General features: G+C 65.0%; 13 protein-coding genes. 6 read left to right on the top strand and 7 right to left on the bottom strand.

Annotated features, from left to right (window positions below; all coding sequences use genetic code 11):
- Positions 1-16 precede the first annotated feature (16 nt).
- Positions 17-1237, bottom strand: a complete 1221-nt coding sequence (locus tag ASG57_RS08350) for an MFS transporter (RefSeq protein ID WP_024339157.1) — start codon at positions 1235-1237, stop codon at positions 17-19.
- A 189-nt stretch (positions 1238-1426) separates the two neighbouring features.
- Here ASG57_RS08350 and ASG57_RS08345 point away from each other — a divergent pair, with 189 nt between their 5' ends.
- A complete protein-coding gene (locus ASG57_RS08345; protein ID WP_057196030.1) occupies positions 1427-2728 on the top strand; it encodes a serine hydrolase domain-containing protein in 1302 nt (433 codons plus the stop codon).
- Positions 2729-2887: 159 nt separating this feature from the next.
- A complete protein-coding gene (locus tag ASG57_RS08340) occupies positions 2888-3301 on the top strand; it encodes an SRPBCC family protein (protein WP_057196029.1) in 414 nt (137 codons plus the stop codon).
- A gap of 339 nt (positions 3302-3640) precedes the next feature.
- Here ASG57_RS08340 and lepA read toward each other — a convergent pair whose 3' ends face one another.
- Positions 3641-5452: a translation elongation factor 4 gene (gene lepA / locus ASG57_RS08335; RefSeq protein WP_024339154.1), complete on the bottom strand. Its 1812-nt coding sequence runs from the start codon at positions 5450-5452 to the stop codon at positions 3641-3643.
- 125 nt (positions 5453-5577) lie between these two features.
- On the opposite strand from lepA, the gene ASG57_RS08330 reads away from it, so the two are divergent.
- The gene (locus ASG57_RS08330) at positions 5578-7203 is read left to right on the top strand and encodes a glycosyltransferase family 39 protein (protein WP_057196085.1); all 1626 of its coding nucleotides are present in this window, start codon (positions 5578-5580) and stop codon (positions 7201-7203) included.
- 114 nt (positions 7204-7317) lie between these two features.
- Here ASG57_RS08330 and ASG57_RS08325 read toward each other — a convergent pair whose 3' ends face one another.
- The 5 genes from ASG57_RS08325 to ASG57_RS08305 all read right to left on the bottom strand — a co-directional run bounded on the left by ASG57_RS08325 (position 7318) and on the right by ASG57_RS08305 (position 11399).
- Positions 7318-7635 carry an HPr family phosphocarrier protein gene (locus ASG57_RS08325; protein WP_057196028.1) on the bottom strand — a complete coding sequence of 106 codons (318 nt, stop codon included), beginning with the start codon at positions 7633-7635 and terminating at the stop codon, positions 7318-7320.
- The gene (locus tag ASG57_RS08320; protein ID WP_024339151.1) at positions 7632-8033 is read right to left on the bottom strand and encodes a PTS sugar transporter subunit IIA; all 402 of its coding nucleotides are present in this window, start codon (positions 8031-8033) and stop codon (positions 7632-7634) included. Before ASG57_RS08320 ends, ASG57_RS08325 begins: the two co-directional genes overlap by 4 nt.
- A gap of 132 nt (positions 8034-8165) precedes the next feature.
- Positions 8166-8687, bottom strand: a complete 522-nt coding sequence (locus tag ASG57_RS08315) for an HPr kinase/phosphorylase (protein WP_024339150.1) — start codon at positions 8685-8687, stop codon at positions 8166-8168.
- Entirely contained in the window at positions 8684-10480 is a 1797-nt protein-coding gene (locus ASG57_RS08310) for a sensor histidine kinase (RefSeq protein ID WP_057196027.1), read from the bottom strand. The genes ASG57_RS08315 and ASG57_RS08310 overlap by 4 nt, the downstream gene beginning before the upstream one ends.
- Positions 10481-10697: 217 nt before the next feature.
- Positions 10698-11399, bottom strand: a complete 702-nt coding sequence (locus ASG57_RS08305; RefSeq protein WP_008542552.1) for a response regulator transcription factor — start codon at positions 11397-11399, stop codon at positions 10698-10700.
- Between the two features lie 240 nt (positions 11400-11639).
- On the opposite strand from ASG57_RS08305, the gene ASG57_RS08300 reads away from it, so the two are divergent.
- From ASG57_RS08300 to ASG57_RS08290, 3 genes are all read left to right on the top strand, one after another.
- Positions 11640-12389 (top strand): HugZ family pyridoxamine 5'-phosphate oxidase, encoded by a 750-nt coding sequence (locus ASG57_RS08300; protein WP_024339148.1) that lies wholly within the window; start codon positions 11640-11642, stop codon positions 12387-12389.
- A 59-nt stretch (positions 12390-12448) separates the two neighbouring features.
- Positions 12449-15040 carry a CHAT domain-containing tetratricopeptide repeat protein gene (locus ASG57_RS08295; RefSeq protein ID WP_024339147.1) on the top strand — a complete coding sequence of 864 codons (2592 nt, stop codon included), beginning with the start codon at positions 12449-12451 and terminating at the stop codon, positions 15038-15040.
- A 286-nt stretch (positions 15041-15326) separates the two neighbouring features.
- A complete protein-coding gene (locus ASG57_RS08290) occupies positions 15327-16943 on the top strand; it encodes a phosphoenolpyruvate carboxykinase (protein WP_057196026.1) in 1617 nt (538 codons plus the stop codon).
- The last annotated feature ends 63 nt before the right edge of the window (positions 16944-17006 follow it).

The raw sequence follows: 17006 nt of genomic DNA, 5'->3' as shown, positions 1-17006 counted from the left end.
GCGCATCATGCAGATGTCAGACCGCGGCGCGACCGAGATCGAGCGATGGCCGGCGCCTGGTCGGAAAGCTCAGCGCCACTGCGACGGCGGCGAGGCCGATCGCGAATGAGCCGGCGTGCAGCCAGGTGTAGCGCTGGAAGTTATCGAACACGATTCCGCCGGCCCAGGGCCCCAGCGCCATGCCGAGGCTGGCGAAGGCCGACACCGCGCCGAACACGGTGCCCATGATGCGCGCGCCGAAGTATTCGCGGACCAGCACCGCATAGAGCGGCATCACCCCGCCATAGGCGAGGCCGAACACCACCGAGAGCGCGTAGAATTCGCCGAGTTGCGCCACCGCGAGATAGGTCGCGATGCACATCGCCTGCACGAACAGCCCGCCGACCAGCACGGGCTTCGCGCCCATGCGATCGGCCAGCACGCCCAGCAGCAGGCGTCCTCCGAGGCCGGAGACGCCGGCGACGCTGTAGACCGTCACCGCCGTGAGCGGGGCGATGCCACAGACCATCGCATAGGACACCATGTGGAAGATCGGGCCGGAATGCGCGGCGCAACAGGCGAAATGGGCCGCGGCGAGTGCGATGAATTGCGGCGTGCGCAGCGCCTGCGCTGCGGTCAGCTCAACGGCGGCTGCCTCGTCCGCCGTCGCCGGCGCGGGGGCCGCCGGCGCCGGACGCACCAGGAAGCAGGCGGGGATCAACAGCGCCCAGGCGGCAATGCCGATCACCAGCATCGCGGTGCGCCAGTCATAGGCCGTGATCAGCCAGCTCGCGGCCGGCGCGATCGTCACCGGAGAAACGCCCATGCCGGCGGAGACCAGCGCCACCGCAAGGCTGCGGTTCTTCTCGATCCAGGCGCTCGCGAGCGCCATCATCGGTGCATAGAAGCTGCCGACGGCGATGCCGATCAGAACGCCGAAGCAAAGCTGGAACTGCCACAGGGTTGTCGCCTGGCTCGCCGTCACCAGCCCGAGCCCCAGCAGCAGGCTTCCCGAGAGCACCACGATGCGGGTGCCGAAACGATCCGACAACGTGCCCCACAGGAACGCGGCAAATCCCATGCAGAGGAAATCCAGCGTCGCCGCCGCCGAGACGCCGGCGCGCGACCAGCCCATCGCTTCCGAGATCGGCTGCAGAAACACCGCGAGCGACAGCATCGTGCCGAACCCGACACAGGTCATCAGTGCGCCCGCGGCGACAACGACCCAGCCATAGTCGAAGCGTGCTGGCCTGCTCATGCGTTTCCCCGCGCTGTTTGTCTTGTTGGTGGTGCGCGGCGGGATGGTGGCCTAACTTCCGCGCGAGGGCAAGGTGGCCGCAACGGCACGCTGACACTGTCTGTCCGCCTTGGTAGCATGCCTTGGTCCCCGGCCTGCGAGGTTGTTCTCATGAGCGCACACACAGGAATGTGTGAGGAGACAAGTTCAATGAGGCGGGAAGCGCTCTGCAGGCTGCGCGATTGTCGCAGGCTGTTCGTTTCCGTCATTTTCGCCGTCGCGGTCTCGGCACCTCCGGCATGCGCACAGGACGGCAGAAGCTCGCTGGGTGAGCCGGGGCCGGTCTTCTCGGACAGCGGTCCCGACGCCGAACTCTACGGCGCGGCCGAGGGCTATCCGGTCGGCACCCGGGCCACAGCCACTCAGCTCGACAAGCTGGTCGGCGTCTACAGCCGTTTCGGCGACATCCATCGCTCGCGCACGGTTCGTCGCGCGGCGGCGCCGTGGCACTTCAAGCGCGCGCCTGAGCCATCGATAACGTACAGCTTTGGTACCGAACGGCTGAGCATCGGGGACTATCTCAAGCGCAACCCGGTGACAGGGCTCCTGATCGCCAGGGACGACACCATCCTGTACGAGCACTATCAATATTCGCGGACCGACCGCGACCGCTTTCTCTCGCAGTCCATGGCGAAGACGCTGGTGGCCATGCTGGTCGGGATCTCGGTCTCGGAGGGGCGGATCAAGTCGATCGACGACGTCGTCTCGACCTACGTCCCCGCCCTCGCAGGAACGGAATATGGCAACACATCGCTGCGCGCTTTGTTGAACATGTCGTCGGGCGTCGCGTTTTCCGAAGTCTATGATGGGAAAGATGACATTGCCCGGCTGAGGCGGGCGCTGTTTGCTGGTGAGCCGAGAGACCCCGCGGAGATCGTCGCGCAATTCAACAACCGGACCGCACCACCGGGGACCAGATGGCACTATGCAAGCGTTGAGACCGAGATACTCGGCCTGGTCCTGCGCTCCGTCACCGGCACGCCGGTCGCCGACTATCTCCACGATCGGATCTGGGACCCCATCGGCACCGAAGCGGATGCGTCGTGGGCGATAGACGGTAGCGGGCAGGAGATCGCGTTCTGCTGCTTCAACGCAACCTTGCGGGACTACGCGCGCCTGGCCCGCTTGCTCGCCCATGACGGCGCTTGGGAAGGTCGGCAGCTGATCCCGCGGCAGTGGCTGCTGGATGCCACGACCGTCAGGCCCGAGGATCGCCATCTCGCTCCGCGCGTGGCCACGCCCTATTTCGGATACGGCTATCAGGTGTGGCTCCTTCCGGGCGAGCAGCGCCGATTTGCTCTGCGCGGCATTCGCGGTCAGGTCATCCTGGTCGATCCGGCCTCCAAGCTCGTCATGGTGCACACTGCCGTTCGCAAGAAGCCGACCGAGCCCGGAGGCCTCAGGGAGCCGCTCGCGTTGTGGTCTGCCGTGCTTCAGCAACTCGGGCAATGACGACCTGACGCCGCCTTATATACCCCAGATATTTGCGACGACCGTGTCGGCGCCGGCGAGTTTCGATCGTCCTAGGTCCACAATCGCGGACCTGCCGCGGATGGCCCGGCACCCGGGATGTCGTCAGCTCGACTGCAAGAATTGAACTGGAGAATACCGATGAGGATCACCGTCGAAACCAGCGTAGCAGCCCCGATCGATCAGGTCTGGCGTGCCTATACGACGCCTGCCGATATCGTGAAGTGGAATGCGGCGTCCGACGACTGGCATACGACCAAGGCGACGGTCGACCTGCGGGAGGGCGGGGCTTTCTCGTCCCGAATGGAAGCCAAGGACGGCAGCATGGGCTTCGACTTCGCCGGCACCTACACGAAGATCGTGGAGCACAAGCGGATCGAGTACGCGTTCGGCGACCGCAAGGCCGAGGTCGAGTTCGTGCCCGGCGCGAATGGCGTCCTCGTCCGCGTTGTCTTCGATGCCGAAACGACGCACTCAGAGGAGCAGCAGCGGGGCGGTTGGCAGGCGATCCTCGATAATTTCGCGCGATACGTCGAGGCGAAGCAGAAGGTGTGAATGTTCGGCGAGCCGGACGCACTGACTGCGCCTGCATCACACACCCTGCGATGCTGACACCGTACCCCTGTTTTGCCCGACGGAGCAAGCCCACTTCGCAAAATCGAAAAGGCGCAAGCCCGCCACGAGGGCGGCTACTGTGCATGGGGTTGTTTTCGCGGTTTTGTGTCGCGGGGTGCTGAACGGGTCGGCCGAACCGGTCCCGCGACGAATTCTGCTCCACATCGTCGTCATGGTCGGGCTTGCCCGGCCATCTACGGCTCTTGTCGCTCCAGAAACGTGAATGCCCGGGACGAGCCCGGGCATGACGGCGGTTCGCGACGAGTGAAGCCCCGTTGCTCAGCTATCCACCTTCAGTGCGGCAATGAAGGCCTCCTGCGGGATGTCGACCTTGCCGAACTGCCGCATCTTCTTCTTGCCTTCCTTCTGCTTCTCCAGAAGCTTGCGCTTGCGCGTGATGTCGCCGCCGTAGCACTTGGCGGTGACGTCCTTGCGCAGCGCGCGCACCGTCTCGCGCGCGATCACCTTGCCGCCGATCGCCGCCTGGATCGGGATCTGGAACATGTGCGGCGGGATCAGCTCCTTCATCTTCTCGACCATGGCGCGGCCACGTCCCTCGGCGCGGGTGCGATGGACCAGCATCGAGAGCGCGTCGACCGGCTCGCCATTGACCAGGATCTGCATCTTGACCAGATCGGCCGGCTTGTAGTCGGTGAGGTGATAGTCGAACGAGGCGTAGCCCTTGGAGACCGACTTCAGGCGGTCGTAGAAGTCGAACACGACCTCGTTGAGCGGCAGGTCGTATTTCACCATGGCGCGGGAGCCGACATAGGTGAGCTCCTTCTGGGAGCCGCGGCGGTCCTGGCACAGCTTCAGGACGCTGCCGAGATATTCGTCCGGCGTCAGGATCGTCGCCTCGATCCAGGGCTCGTCGATCTCCGCGATCTTGACCACATCGGGCATGTCGACGGGATTGTGGATCTCGATCTCCTGGCCGTCGGTGAGCTTCATCTTGTAGATGACGCTCGGCGCAGTCGCGATCAGGTTGAGGTCGAACTCGCGCGACAGCCGCTCCTGGATGATCTCGAGGTGCAGCAGCCCGAGGAAGCCGCAGCGGAAGCCGAAGCCGAGCGCGGCAGAGGTCTCCATCTCGAAGGAGAAGCTGGCGTCGTTGAGGCGCAGCTTGCCCATCGCGGCGCGCAGCGTCTCGAAGTCGTCGGCATCGACCGGGAACAGGCCGCAGAACACGACGGGGATCGCGGGCTTGAAGCCCGGCAGCATCTCGGCGACCGGCTTCCTGTCGTCGGTGATGGTGTCGCCGACGCGGGTGTCGGCGACTTCCTTGATCGCGGCGGTGATGAAGCCGATCTCGCCGGGGCCGAGCTCCTCGACCTGCTGCATCTTCGGCGTGAAGAAGCCGACGCGCTCGACGTCGTAAGCCGCGCCCGTGCCCATCATGCGCACGCGCTGGCCCTTCCGCATCGTGCCGTCGACGATGCGCACCAGCACGACGACGCCGAGATAGACGTCGTACCAGCTGTCGACCAGGAGCGCCTTCAGCGTCGCGTCGCGATCGCCCTTCGGCGGCGGCAGGCGGGTGACGATGGCCTCCAGCACGTCGGGAACGCCGAGGCCGGTCTTGGCCGAGATCATCACTGCATCCGAGGCGTCGATGCCGATGACATCCTCGATCTGCTGCTTGACCTTCTCGGGCTCGGCGGCGGGCAGATCGACCTTGTTCAGGACCGGAACGATCTCGTGATTGTTGTCGAGCGCCTGGTACACGTTGGCGAGCGTCTGCGCTTCGACGCCCTGGCTGGCGTCGACCACGAGCAGGGAACCCTCGCACGCCGCCAGCGACCGCGAGACTTCGTAGGCGAAGTCGACATGGCCGGGCGTGTCCATCAGGTTGAAGATGTAATCCTTGCCGTCCTTGGCGCGGTACTGAAGGCGCACCGTCTGCGCCTTGATGGTGATGCCGCGCTCGCGCTCGATGTCCATGGAATCGAGCACCTGCTCCTTGCCCGCCATCTCGCGGTCGGAGAGGCCGCCCGTCATCTGGATCAGGCGGTCGGCCAGCGTCGATTTGCCATGGTCGATATGGGCGACGATGGAGAAGTTGCGGATGTTGGAAATGGGGACGGTCGTCATGGGCGCGGGATACCACTCACATCCCCGTGCGGCAACCATATTGCTGTAATTTCAGGGTCTTTGTTCACGCCAAGCTGATTCCAACACGGGCCAAAACGCGCTACGCACGGCCCATGTCCAGGCTCATGTCCACCACCTCGATTCCCTCTGCCCGACCGCGCGTCAGAACCCGGGTGAGTTATGACCGCTTCCGGGCCTGGCTGGTTGCCTGCGCGGTCCGCCCCGAGGCGCGCCTGTGGCTGGTGATCCAGTTCGCCATCCTGCATGCGGTGCTCTGGACCTTCATCCTGATCAATCTCAAGGCGGCGCAGGACGTTCACATGGACGTCGCAGAAGCCTGGGGCTGGGGCCAGAAATTCCTCTGGGGCTATGGCAAGCACCCGCCGCTGTCGGGCTGGGTGGCCGGCCTCTGGTTCAGCGCGTTCCCGGCGGCGGACTGGGCGACCTATGCGCTCGCGATGACGACGGTGAGCGTCGGCATGGTGATCTGCTGGTTCGTGAGCTTGCGCGTGGTGGATGCGCGCCGCGCGTTCCTCGTCGTGGTGATGATCGCGCTCTATCCGATCTTCAATTTCAAGGGATTCAAGTACAACCCGGATCTGTTGCAGCTCGTCACGCTGCCGCTGTTGGTGCTCGCTTATCTGAACGCATTCGAGAGGCGGAGCTGGCAATCCGGAATCCTGCTCGGCCTCGCCGGCGCGCTGGCGCTGATGACCAAGTATTGGGTGCTGACCATGATCGGCGCCATCGGTCTTGCCGCGCTGATCCATCCGGAGCGGCTGCGCTTCCTGTCGTCGCCTGCGCCGTGGGTCGCGATCGTGACGATGGTCGCGGCGATGATCCCGCACATCGTGTGGCTTGCAGATGCGCATTTCGTGCCGCTGACCTATGCCGGCGACACCTACAGCCTCGCCGACAGCGCTCAGGTGCACCAGCTCGTCGCGGGCTACGTGCTGCATAATCTCGGACTGCTGGCCCTGCCGGTGGCGCTCGCGGCGCTGGCCATGGCGCTGGTGCCGCCTTGGGGCAGGCTGCTGCTGCGCGCCCCCTCGCGCATCGTCACGCGTGCCTGGGCGCGCGGCGGCAGTTCCGGCGTCAATGCCTCGCAGGCGCTGAACGTCTGGATCATCCAGGTCATCGTCGCCCTCGGCCCGCCGCTCGGTGCGCTGGTCTTCAGCATCTACATGAAGACCGATTGGGGCATCTCGCTGTTCTTCCTGGTGCCGCTCGCCCTGGTCGCGATTCCGACGCTGCGCGTGCAGGGCGCCGTGCTGTTCAACATCGCCGCGATCTGGCTCGTGCTCAGCGTCGCGACACTCGCTGCCTCGCCCTGGATCGCCGCGCGGGAGATGGCGGCCAATGCCGGCAACACCGCGACCTACGGCGCGCGCTCGGAGCTGGCGCGCGAGCTGACCCAGGCCTGGCACGCGCGCTTTGCCTCGCGCTGGGCCGTCGTCGCCGGCACCATGGAGTCGATCCAGCCGATGGTGTTCTACAGCCCGGATCATCCGTCCGCATTGCTGCCGCTCGAGGCCTGGGATTCCGGGTTGACCTCGCGCGATGACGCCAAGACGTACGGCTTCATCGGCGTGTTCGATCCGACCGACGGCCGGCTGCCCAAGTTCGAGAAATGGGTGGCGGAAGTCGCGCCCAACGCCGAGCGCATCGTGATGACGACGCGCCGCTTCACCCACGGCAAGGCCGGCCCGGCGATGAGCTGGAACATCTACATCGCGCCACCGGCGAAGTGAGCTTGCTGTCGTTCCCAACGCGCGCGACGCGTGAATACGGTGCGCGATTGCGCACCTGAGAACTTCGAGATCCCGGAGGTGATGCTTCGCACCATCCCGGAATGACGATCGGGCCTAAACCCCTTCCTCGTTGAACTTGCTCTCGACCAGCTCGGTGATCGCCGCGAGCGCCGCTTCGGCATCGGTGCCGGCGGCGGATACCGTGATCGTCGTGCCGGGCCCTGCGGCGAGCATCATCAGGCCCATGATCGAGGTGCCGCCGACGGTCTCGCCGCCGCGCGTCACCCACACCTGTGCATCGAAGCGCTCGACCGCCTGGACGAACTTCGCGGAGGCGCGGGCATGCAGGCCGCGCTTGTTGACGATAAGAAGATCCTTGGAGATCGCGCCCGCGGGCACGCCTGTCCCCGCTTGTGACGCCTCGTCGCTCATTTGCCGGCGAGCACGCGGCTGGCGATGGTGACGTATTTGCGGCCCGCTTCCTGGGCCATCGCGATCGCATCGGGCAGCGACCGCTCCTCGCGCACCTTGGCGAGCTTCACCAGCATGGGCAGGTTGATGCCGGCGAGCACTTCGACCTTGGGCCGGCTCATGCAGGATATTGCGAGGTTCGAGGGCGTGCCGCCGAACATGTCGGTGAGGATGGCAACGCCGTCGCCGGAATCGACGCGGTTGACCGCCTCGATGATGTCGCTTCGGCAGAGATCGGAATCGTCTTCGGCGCCGATCGTGATCGCCTCGATTTGTTTTTGCGGACCCATGACATGCTCAAGCGCCGCCTTGAATTCGTCGGCAAGGCGCCCGTGGGTCACAAGTACTAGACCAATCATCGGAAAACTCCTCGCGGGCGCTTTTGGTGCACCGCACGAACGCGCCACTTTGACCATCCAGAGCCCCCGCGCAAGAGGGGATGTTGCGTATCTCCCTGAATATAGACGGATGGATAAGGGGAGCTGCGCCGGTCACTCGGTCGCGATACTGGGGTTCATATGGTTACCATTTCCCTTCAAACAATCGCCGGAAAGGTTAACGGAAGATGAACTCTTGGTAGTGGTCAAGGCCGCGACAACCAGGGGAAGGGGCGAATAGTCGCGGGCCACCGGGATTCGCGGTATTTCGACACCCAAAATGCTGGTTTTCAGGGACTCGGCTGGGGGCAGTCGCTCCGCGTCCGCGGCATGCAGATCGACGACGAGACCGACGGTCGCATGCTCCACGAAGTCGCAGCTGCGGATGCCGAGGCCCCGGATCTCGATCAGTCCCACCAGCGGCGCGGCGGGGCGGACCTCAATTTCATGGCCGACTGTCGCCAGATGGACACGGTCATCGCCGACCAGAACGGTCCTTTCGACCAGGCCGGCGCGTCCCGCCATGATCAAATCAAACGCGAGGCGCGACTTGCCCGAGCCGGAGGGCCCGCGGATCAGCACCGCACAAGTCCCGACCATGACGGCGGAGGCGTGAACGCTGGGCCCATCGCTCATAGCGCCGGCAGCCTCACCACGAAGCGCGCGCCTGATACGGTCGGGACGCCTTCGTCATCGGGCGGGCCTGCGCGGTTCTCGGCCCAGATGCGTCCGCCATGGGCGTCGACGATCTGCTTGGAGATCGACAGGCCGAGGCCGGAGTTCTGGCCAAATCCCTGATGCGGTCGGTCGGTGTAGAAGCGCTCGAAGATGCGCTCCAGCGCGTCGTCGCGAATGCCGGGACCATCATCGTCGACCACGATCTCGATCTCGCCGCGGACCCGGCGGCAGGTGAGGCGCACCTTGCTGCCGCGTTCGGAGAACGATTGTGCGTTGGAGAGCAGGTTGGAGACGACCTGTCCGAGCCGCGAATCGTGGCCGCTCACGGCGAAGGTGTCGGTCGGGCTGCGGCCCTCGAAGCGGGTCTCGACCGCGACGTCGTGGCCGAGCTTGGTCTCGTTGGCGACCGACACCAGCGTCGTCAGCAGGCGGCGCAAATCGACCGGGACCGCATCCTGCCGCTGCAGCTCGGCATCGAGCCGGCTGGCGTCGGAGATGTCGGAGATCAGCCGGTCGAGCCGCTTGACGTCGTGTTCGATCACCTCGAGGAGGCGTGCGCGGCTGTTCTCATTGCGCGCGAGCGGCAGCGTCTCGACCGCCGAGCGCAGCGAGGTCAGCGGGTTCTTCAATTCATGGGCGACGTCGGCGGCGAACATCTCGATCGCCTCGATGCGGCTGTAGAGCGCGCTGGTCATGTCGCGCAGCGCGCCGGAGAGATGGCCGATCTCGTCGCGGCGGCGGGTGAAATCGGGAATCTCGATGCGGGCCTTGATGCGGCGGCGGACGCGCTCGGCACTGTCGGCGAGCCGGCGCACGGGGCCCGCGATGGTGCTCGCGAGCAAGAGCGAGAGCATGATCATGACGGCGGCGGCGACACCACCGACCTTCAGGATGGCGAGGCGCTCGGCGGTGACCATCTGATCGATGTCGTCGCCTTGCGTCGACAGCATCAAGGCGCCGTGAATGGCCCGCGAGCGCAGCACGGGGACGGCGACCGAGACGATCACCTCGCCGCGCGCATTCACCCGCACCATCGAGCGCTTCTGCCCTTGAAGCGCGTCGCCCACCTCCGCATAGCCATTGCCGTTCTCGGGCCCGAGCTCCCGATAAAGCGGCAGGTCGCCGCGATTCAGCCAGGTGCGCACTGCGACCATGCCGCGCTCGACGAAACCGGGCTTGGCGGCCGGAGGCGGCAGATCGAAGCGGAGCACGTTCTCGAGGTTTCGGCTGTCGAGCAGCAGGCTGCCGTTCGGATCGTAGATGCGGGCGCGGGTCTTGGTCGGCGAGATCAGCGTGCGCAGCACCGGCGCGACGCGCTCGGGATTGATCGGGAAGTCCAGCGGCGAATACTCGTCCGGGCCGCCATAGGTCTCGCCCGGCTTGAGGTCGAGCAGCCTGTCGGGGTCGATGGTGATGGCGTTGGTCTGCACCGTCGCGGAGGCCGCGATCGCCCCGGCGATGATCTCGGCCTGCACCAACAGGCTCTGCGCGCGCGCGTCGATCAGGCCGGCGCGGAATTGCGACAGATAGAGGATGCTCGCAACCAGCGCCACGAGGCCGGCGAGATTGAGGGAGACGATGCGGCGGGTCAGGCTCGAGAAGGAGAGAGCGAAGAAGAACTGCCCGGCGCGCTTCAGCCAGTTCAGCGGCCGGAAGCCTGACGGCTTGTCCTCGGCAACGAGCTCCTGAACGCCGTTGGAGGTGCTATCCCCGGCGCTCGGGTTGGGATCAGGCTGCGTTCGGTCAAGCAATGCTTACGCCCGCGTTAGGACAAGTGGTCGAGAAGGTCCCCGCACCCTAGAGCATGATCCGGAAAAGCGTGCAGCGGTTTTCCGAACAGACCATGCTCAAACGATAACCCAAAGCGCGAGACGCTTCATCCCGTTCTCATCGCGCTTTAGAGCGATCCCGGCCCCGATGGAAATCGGGCCCGGCGATGCTCCTGGTCGTTTGTGAGGCTGCAGAGCCTCAGGCCTCCTTGAAACGATAGCCGACACCGTAGAGCGTCTCGATCATCTCGAACTCGTTGTCGACCACCTTGAACTTCTTGCGCAACCGCTTGATGTGGCTGTCGATGGTGCGGTCGTCGACATAGACCTGGTCGTCATAGGCGGCGTCCATCAGCGCGTTGCGGCTCTTCACCACACCGGGACGGGTCGCGAGCGCCTGCAGGATCAGGAATTCGGTGACGGTGAGCGTCACCGGCTCGTTCTTCCAGGTGCAGGTATGCCGTTCCGGATCCATGCGCAACAGGCCGCGGTCGAGCGCCTTGGCGTCGTTCTCCTTCGGCGCAACGGTCGGATCCTTCGGCGCCGAGCGCCGCAGCACCGCCTTGACGCGTTCGACCAGGAGGCGCTGCGAGAACGGTTTGCGGATGAAGTCGTCGGCGCCCATCTTGAGGCCGAACAACTCGTCGATCTCCTCGTCCTTCGAGGTCAGGAAGATCACCGGCAGGTCGGACTTTTGCCTCAGACGGCGCAGCGTCTCCATGCCGTCCATGCGCGGCATCTTGATGTCGAGGATGGCGAGATCAGGCTGGGTGGTGCGGAAGCCGTCGAGCGCGGAGGCGCCGTCGGTGTAGGTCATGATGCGGTAGCCTTCGGCTTCCAAAGCGATCGAGACGGATGTGAGAATGTTGCGGTCGTCGTCGACCAAAGCGATTGTGGGCATGAGCCTCTGCTTTCTGCTTTCCGTTTGGGTCGTGGCTTGAAACGGCGAGCAATCCAGTGATGCGCCGCATACATGGGTGCCGAAGTGGCGTTCGAACCTTGTCACCGAGCAATGCAAGCTGGGCTGAAGTGTGACCAAGTTCCACGAAACACGGCAGATTCGCCGCATCTCGACCCATAACCGGGCCCCCGTTTACCCGAAAAAAGGCCCCCCACGCAACCACCTGATCCGAGAAAGCCGATGCAACCGACTCCCGACTTCGACCCTGGAAAGCTAGCCAAATCGCTGCTGAGGCGGTCTCGGCAAGGCGCCCTGGCGACGCTGATGACCGGCAGCGGCGATCCCTATTGTTCCCTCGTCAATCTCGCCAGCCACCCCGACGGCTCGCCGATCCTGCTGATCTCGCGCCTCGCTGTGCACACGAGAAACATCCTCGCGGACAGCCGGGTCTCGCTGATGCTGGACGAGCGCGTGGCCGGCGATCCCCTGGAAGGGGCCCGGATCATGCTGGCAGGCCGGGCGGAAGAGGCGGGCGCAGACAAGGATCTGCTTCAGCGGCGGTATCTCGCTGCCCATCCGTCGGCAGAAGGCTTTGTTTCCTTTACGGATTTTTCCTTCTTTCGGATCCGGCCGACGGGAACTCACCTGGTCGCCGGATTTGGCCGGATCGTCGATCTCAAGCCTGAGCAATTCCTGACGGATCTCACCGGCGCCGAGGACCTGCTGGCGGCAGACGAGGGCGCGGTCGAGCACATGAATGCCGACCATCGGGACGCCATGAACCTCTATGCGACAAGGCTCCTCGGTGCGGCCTCGGGCGACTGGCGCTGCACCGGTTGTGACCCTGAAGGCCTCGATATGCAGCACGGCCAGGCGACGCTGCGGCTGGACTTCCCGGAGCGGGTCACGGACGGCACAGGGCTGCGCAAGATGCTGGTCCGCCTCGCTGGTGAGGCGCGCAAGAAGGTGGAGCAGGGCGCAACGCCTTGAACGCCGCCGCCCGTCGCAGCGACCCAAGCCGTAACCGGTCCGGTTGGCAGCGAGGAGTTATGACGCATCGACGTTTGGCACTGGCGGTGGGTGTAGCACTCGCGATCGCCACCTCATGTGCCACGGCCGCTCTCGCCCAGAAGGCCAGTCCGGCCGCGCAAGGTGCGCGGATCAGCGCGCTCATGAGCGCCGGCAAATATGCGGAAGCGCTTCCGCTCGCCCAGGCCATGGTCGCGAGCCTGGAGAAGACCAACGACGGTCGCGAACTGTCCGCCGCGCTCAACAATCTCGGCCAGGTCTATGCCGGCCAGGGCCGCGACGATCTGGCCGAGCCGGTCTACAAGCGCGCCATTGCGTTGATGGAGAAGTCGCTCGGCCTCGACACGGGCTTGATCGCGCCCGAACTGAACAACCTTGCCGCACTGTATCAACGGCAAGGCCGCTTCACTGAAGCGGAGCCGCTGTTCAAGCGCGCGCTCGCCGTCAGCGAAAAGAGCCTGTCGCGCGAGCATCCCGATATAGGCCGAGCTTTGAACAATCTCGCCACGCTCCATGTGAAGCAAGAGCGTTTTGCCGACGCCGAGCCGCTGTTTCAGCGGGCGCTCGCGATCTATCATCAAGCCGCCGGGCCCGAGCATCCCGCTGTTGCAACCGTCCTGAACAACATCGGTCAGCTCAATCGCGATCTCAATCGCGACGCCAATGCCGAAGCGCCGATCAAGCGCTCGCTCGCGATTCGCGAGAAAGTGCTGGGGCCGGAGCATCCCGACGTCGCCCGCTCGCTCAACAATCTAGCCGGGCTCTACGAGCACCAGAAGCGCCATGCGGAGGCAGAGCCCCTTTACCGCCGGGCCCTGGCGATACGCGAGCATGCACTCGGAGCCGATCACCCTGACGTCGCGACCTCGACGAGCAATCTTGCTCATTTCCTGCAAGCGACGGGACGGACGGTCGACGCTTTGCCGCTCGCGCAGAAGACGCTCGGCGCGAACCGTGCGCAGCTGCCCGTCGTGTTGCCGATCCTGTTCGCTGCGCGCCAGCAATCGCTGCTGGCGAGCGACAAGGCGCTCGATGACGCGCTCGCAGCGATCCAGCGCGGCACGCAATCCTCCGCAGCGTCTGCCGTGAACAAGCTTGCGGTGCGGCTTGCCGCCGGCACCGACCGGCTCGCCGAGCTCGTGCGCAAGGACCAGGATCTCGCGGCCGAAGCTGAAGCGCTCGACAAGGCGATCGTCGCTGCGGTGTCGAAGTCCTCGGCGCAACGCGATGTTGGGGCCGAGCAGCGCAGCCGGACGCGGATCGCTTCGATTGCGAACGAACGCGCGGCCCTGCAGAAGACGCTCGCCGTCGAGTTTCCCGAATATTCCTCGCTCTCCAATCCGCTCCCGCTGGCCGTGAAGGACATCCAGCCGTTGCTCTCGGCCGACGAGGCGATGGTGATCTATTCCGTCACCAAGGGTCAGAGCTATGTGGTCGCGATCACGCGCGAGGGTGTCGACTGGAAGGAGATCAATGTCGGAGCGGATCTGCTGGCGCAGAAGGTGTCTGCTTTTCGCAAGGGGCTCGACGTCGGCAAGGCGCGGGACAGCTCCGGAAAATCGGGACTGTTCGATCTTGCGCTGGCGCACGAGCTCTATCTCGCGCTGCTTGGCCCGGTCGAGGTGCTGACGAAGGACAAGCGTAACCTGCTGGTCGTGCCGTCGGCGGCGCTGACCGCGCTGCCGTTCCATCTGCTGGTCACGGAGAAGCCGCAGGCTCCGATCCCGGACAAGCTCGAAGGCTATCGCGATGCCACCTGGCTGCTGCGGCGTCAGGCGGTCTCGGTGCTACCGTCGGTGGTCAGCCTCAAATCCCTTCGGGCCTTTGCGCGCAGGGACCACGGCGTCAAGCCGATGACCGGTTTCGGCGATCCCGTGTTCAACCCTGCTGAAGGACCCGCCGATCGTCGTGCCGCGGGCGGCAAGATCGCCGCGCGCAGCATCGCGACGATTGCCTATGCCGAATTCTGGCGCGGTGCCGGTGTCGATCGCGCTCGACTGGCTCAGGCGTTGCCGCAACTGCCCGATACCGCCGATGAGCTTAACGCGGTGGCGAGGGACGTCGGTGCCGCCGCGGCCGACATCCATCTCGGCCGCGAGGCCAGCGAAACGACGCTGAAGCGTGCAGCGCTTGCCCAATACGGCATCGTCTACTTTGCCACCCATGGCCTCGTTGCCGGCGACGTCAAGGGATTGGGTGAGCCCTCGCTTGCACTTTCCATTCCCGACCAGCCAACGGAGCTCGACGACGGCCTGCTGACCGCGAGTGAGGTGGCCCAGCTCAAGCTCAACGCCGATTGGGTGGTGCTGTCCGCCTGCAACACCATCGCCGGGGACAAACCCGGCGCGGAAGCGCTGTCGGGATTGGCGCGCTCGTTCTTCTATGCCGGCGCGCGCGCATTGCTGGTCTCGCATTGGGCGGTGGATTCCGAAGCGGCCACCCGCCTGACCACGTCGACGTTCGCGCTGCTCAAGAACGAACCAGCGATCGGGCGTGCCGAGGCCCTGCGCCGCGCGATGTTAACGTTTGTTGATGACACCTCCTCGCCCCAGAACGCCTATCCGGCGATGTGGGCGCCATTCGCACTGATCGGCGAACGCGAGGTAAGATAAGAAGACGCGACGAGGAATTGTGCGTCGCAATAACCAGACATAACGCGCAACCACGCCTTTGGTTGCGCGATCATTGTGGTTTCTGCATGCGTCTACTCAGGGCTGACATGCGCGAAGTTTGGCGTGGTCCTTGAATAAACCAAATCCTGCGGGATCAGCTTGGCAACGCCAGCGTTCATCAGTATTAGGTCGTTCAGCCGAGGCCGAATGGCCCATTCATCACGGTGACCGCGATGGCGCCAAACTTGGTCGCGCTAAGTGTCGCGGGTTCTAGGAGGGTTTTTTCGTGCAAGAGACGGGCGTGCGCAACGGTGCCTTCGGCGCCGACAAATTCGGCTTAAAGAATCTCAAGCAGGTTCACTGGAATCTGGGTGCGCCGCAACTCTATCAATACTCGCTTGCTGCGGGTGAGGCGGTGCTCTCCTCGGACGGCGCGCTCTGTGCCGACACGGGCGAGTTCACCGGGCGCAGCCCGAAAGACAAGTTCACGGTGCGTGACGCCACCACCGACAAGAAGATGTGGTGGGCCGGCAACCAGTCGATCACCGCCGAGCAGTTCGAGACGCTCTATCAGGATTTCCTCAAGCACGCCGAAGGCAAGCGGCTGTTCGCGCAGGACCTCTATGGCGGCGCCGATCCGGCCTATCGGATCAAGACGCGCGTCTTCACCGAGCTCGCCTGGCACTCGCTGTTCATCCGCACGCTTCTGATCCGCCCCGAGGCAATCGAGCTGTCGACCTTCGTGCCGGAGCTCACCATCATCGACATGCCGAGCTTCCGCGCCGATCCCAAACGCCACGGCGTGCGCTCGGAGAACGTCGTCGCGATCGATTTCGCCCGCAAGATCGTCCTGATCGGCGGGTCTTATTATGCCGGCGAGATGAAGAAGTCGGTCTTCACCACGCTGAACTACTATCTGCCCGAGCGCGGCGTGATGCCGATGCACTGCTCGGCCAATGTCGGGGCCAAGGGCGACACCGCGATCTTCTTCGGCCTGTCCGGCACCGGCAAGACCACGCTGTCGGCCGACCCCAATCGCACGCTGATCGGCGACGACGAGCACGGCTGGGGCCCGAACGGCGTGTTCAATTTCGAGGGCGGCTGCTACGCCAAGTGCATCAAGCTGTCGAAGGAAGCCGAGCCGGAGATTTATGCGGCATCGACCCGCTTCGGCGCGGTGCTCGAGAACTGCGTGCTCGACGAGGACACACGCGTGGTCGATTTCGACGACGGCTCCAAGACCGAGAACACGCGCTCGGCCTACCCGCTCGACTTCATTCCGAACGCCTCGCGCACCGGCCGTGCGCCGCAGCCCAAGAACGTGGTGATGCTCGCCGCCGACGCCTTCGGCGTGCTGCCGCCGATCGCCAAGCTCTCGCCGGCGCAGGCGATGTATCATTTCCTGTCCGGCTACACCGCCAAGGTCGCCGGCACCGAGCGCGGTCTCGGCAACGAGCCGCAGCCGGAGTTCTCCACCTGCTTCGGCTCGCCCTTCCTGCCGCTCGACCCCTCGGTCTACGGCAACATGCTGCGCGACCTCATCGCCCAGCACAATGTCGATTGCTGGCTGGTCAATACGGGGTGGACCGGCGGCAAGTACGGTGTCGGCTCGCGCATGCCGATCAAGGTGACGCGCGCGCTGCTCACCGCAGCGCTCGACGGTTCGCTTCGCAACGTCGCATTCCGCACCGACAAGTATTTCGGCTTCGCGGTCCCCACCGCGCTGCCGGGCGTGCCTCACGAGATCCTCAACCCGGTCAATACCTGGAAGGACAAGGACGAGTTCGACAAGACCGCCCGCGCGCTGGTCGGCATGTTCCAGAAGAACTTTGCCAAGTTCGAAGCCCAGGTCGACGCGGAAGTGCGTGCGGCCGCGCCGGACGTGAAGCTGGCGGCGGAGTGATCGCTCTCCCTTCAATGCAAAGGGCGGCCGCAAGGCCGCCCTTTTTGTTTGTCGCACAATCTT

It is taken from the genome of Bradyrhizobium sp. Leaf396 (assembly GCF_001424605.1).
Classification (GTDB): Bacteria; Pseudomonadota; Alphaproteobacteria; order Rhizobiales; family Xanthobacteraceae; genus Bradyrhizobium; species Bradyrhizobium japonicum_C.
Note: the sequence above shows the minus strand (reverse complement) of the source record. Positions and strands in the feature narration are given on the sequence as shown.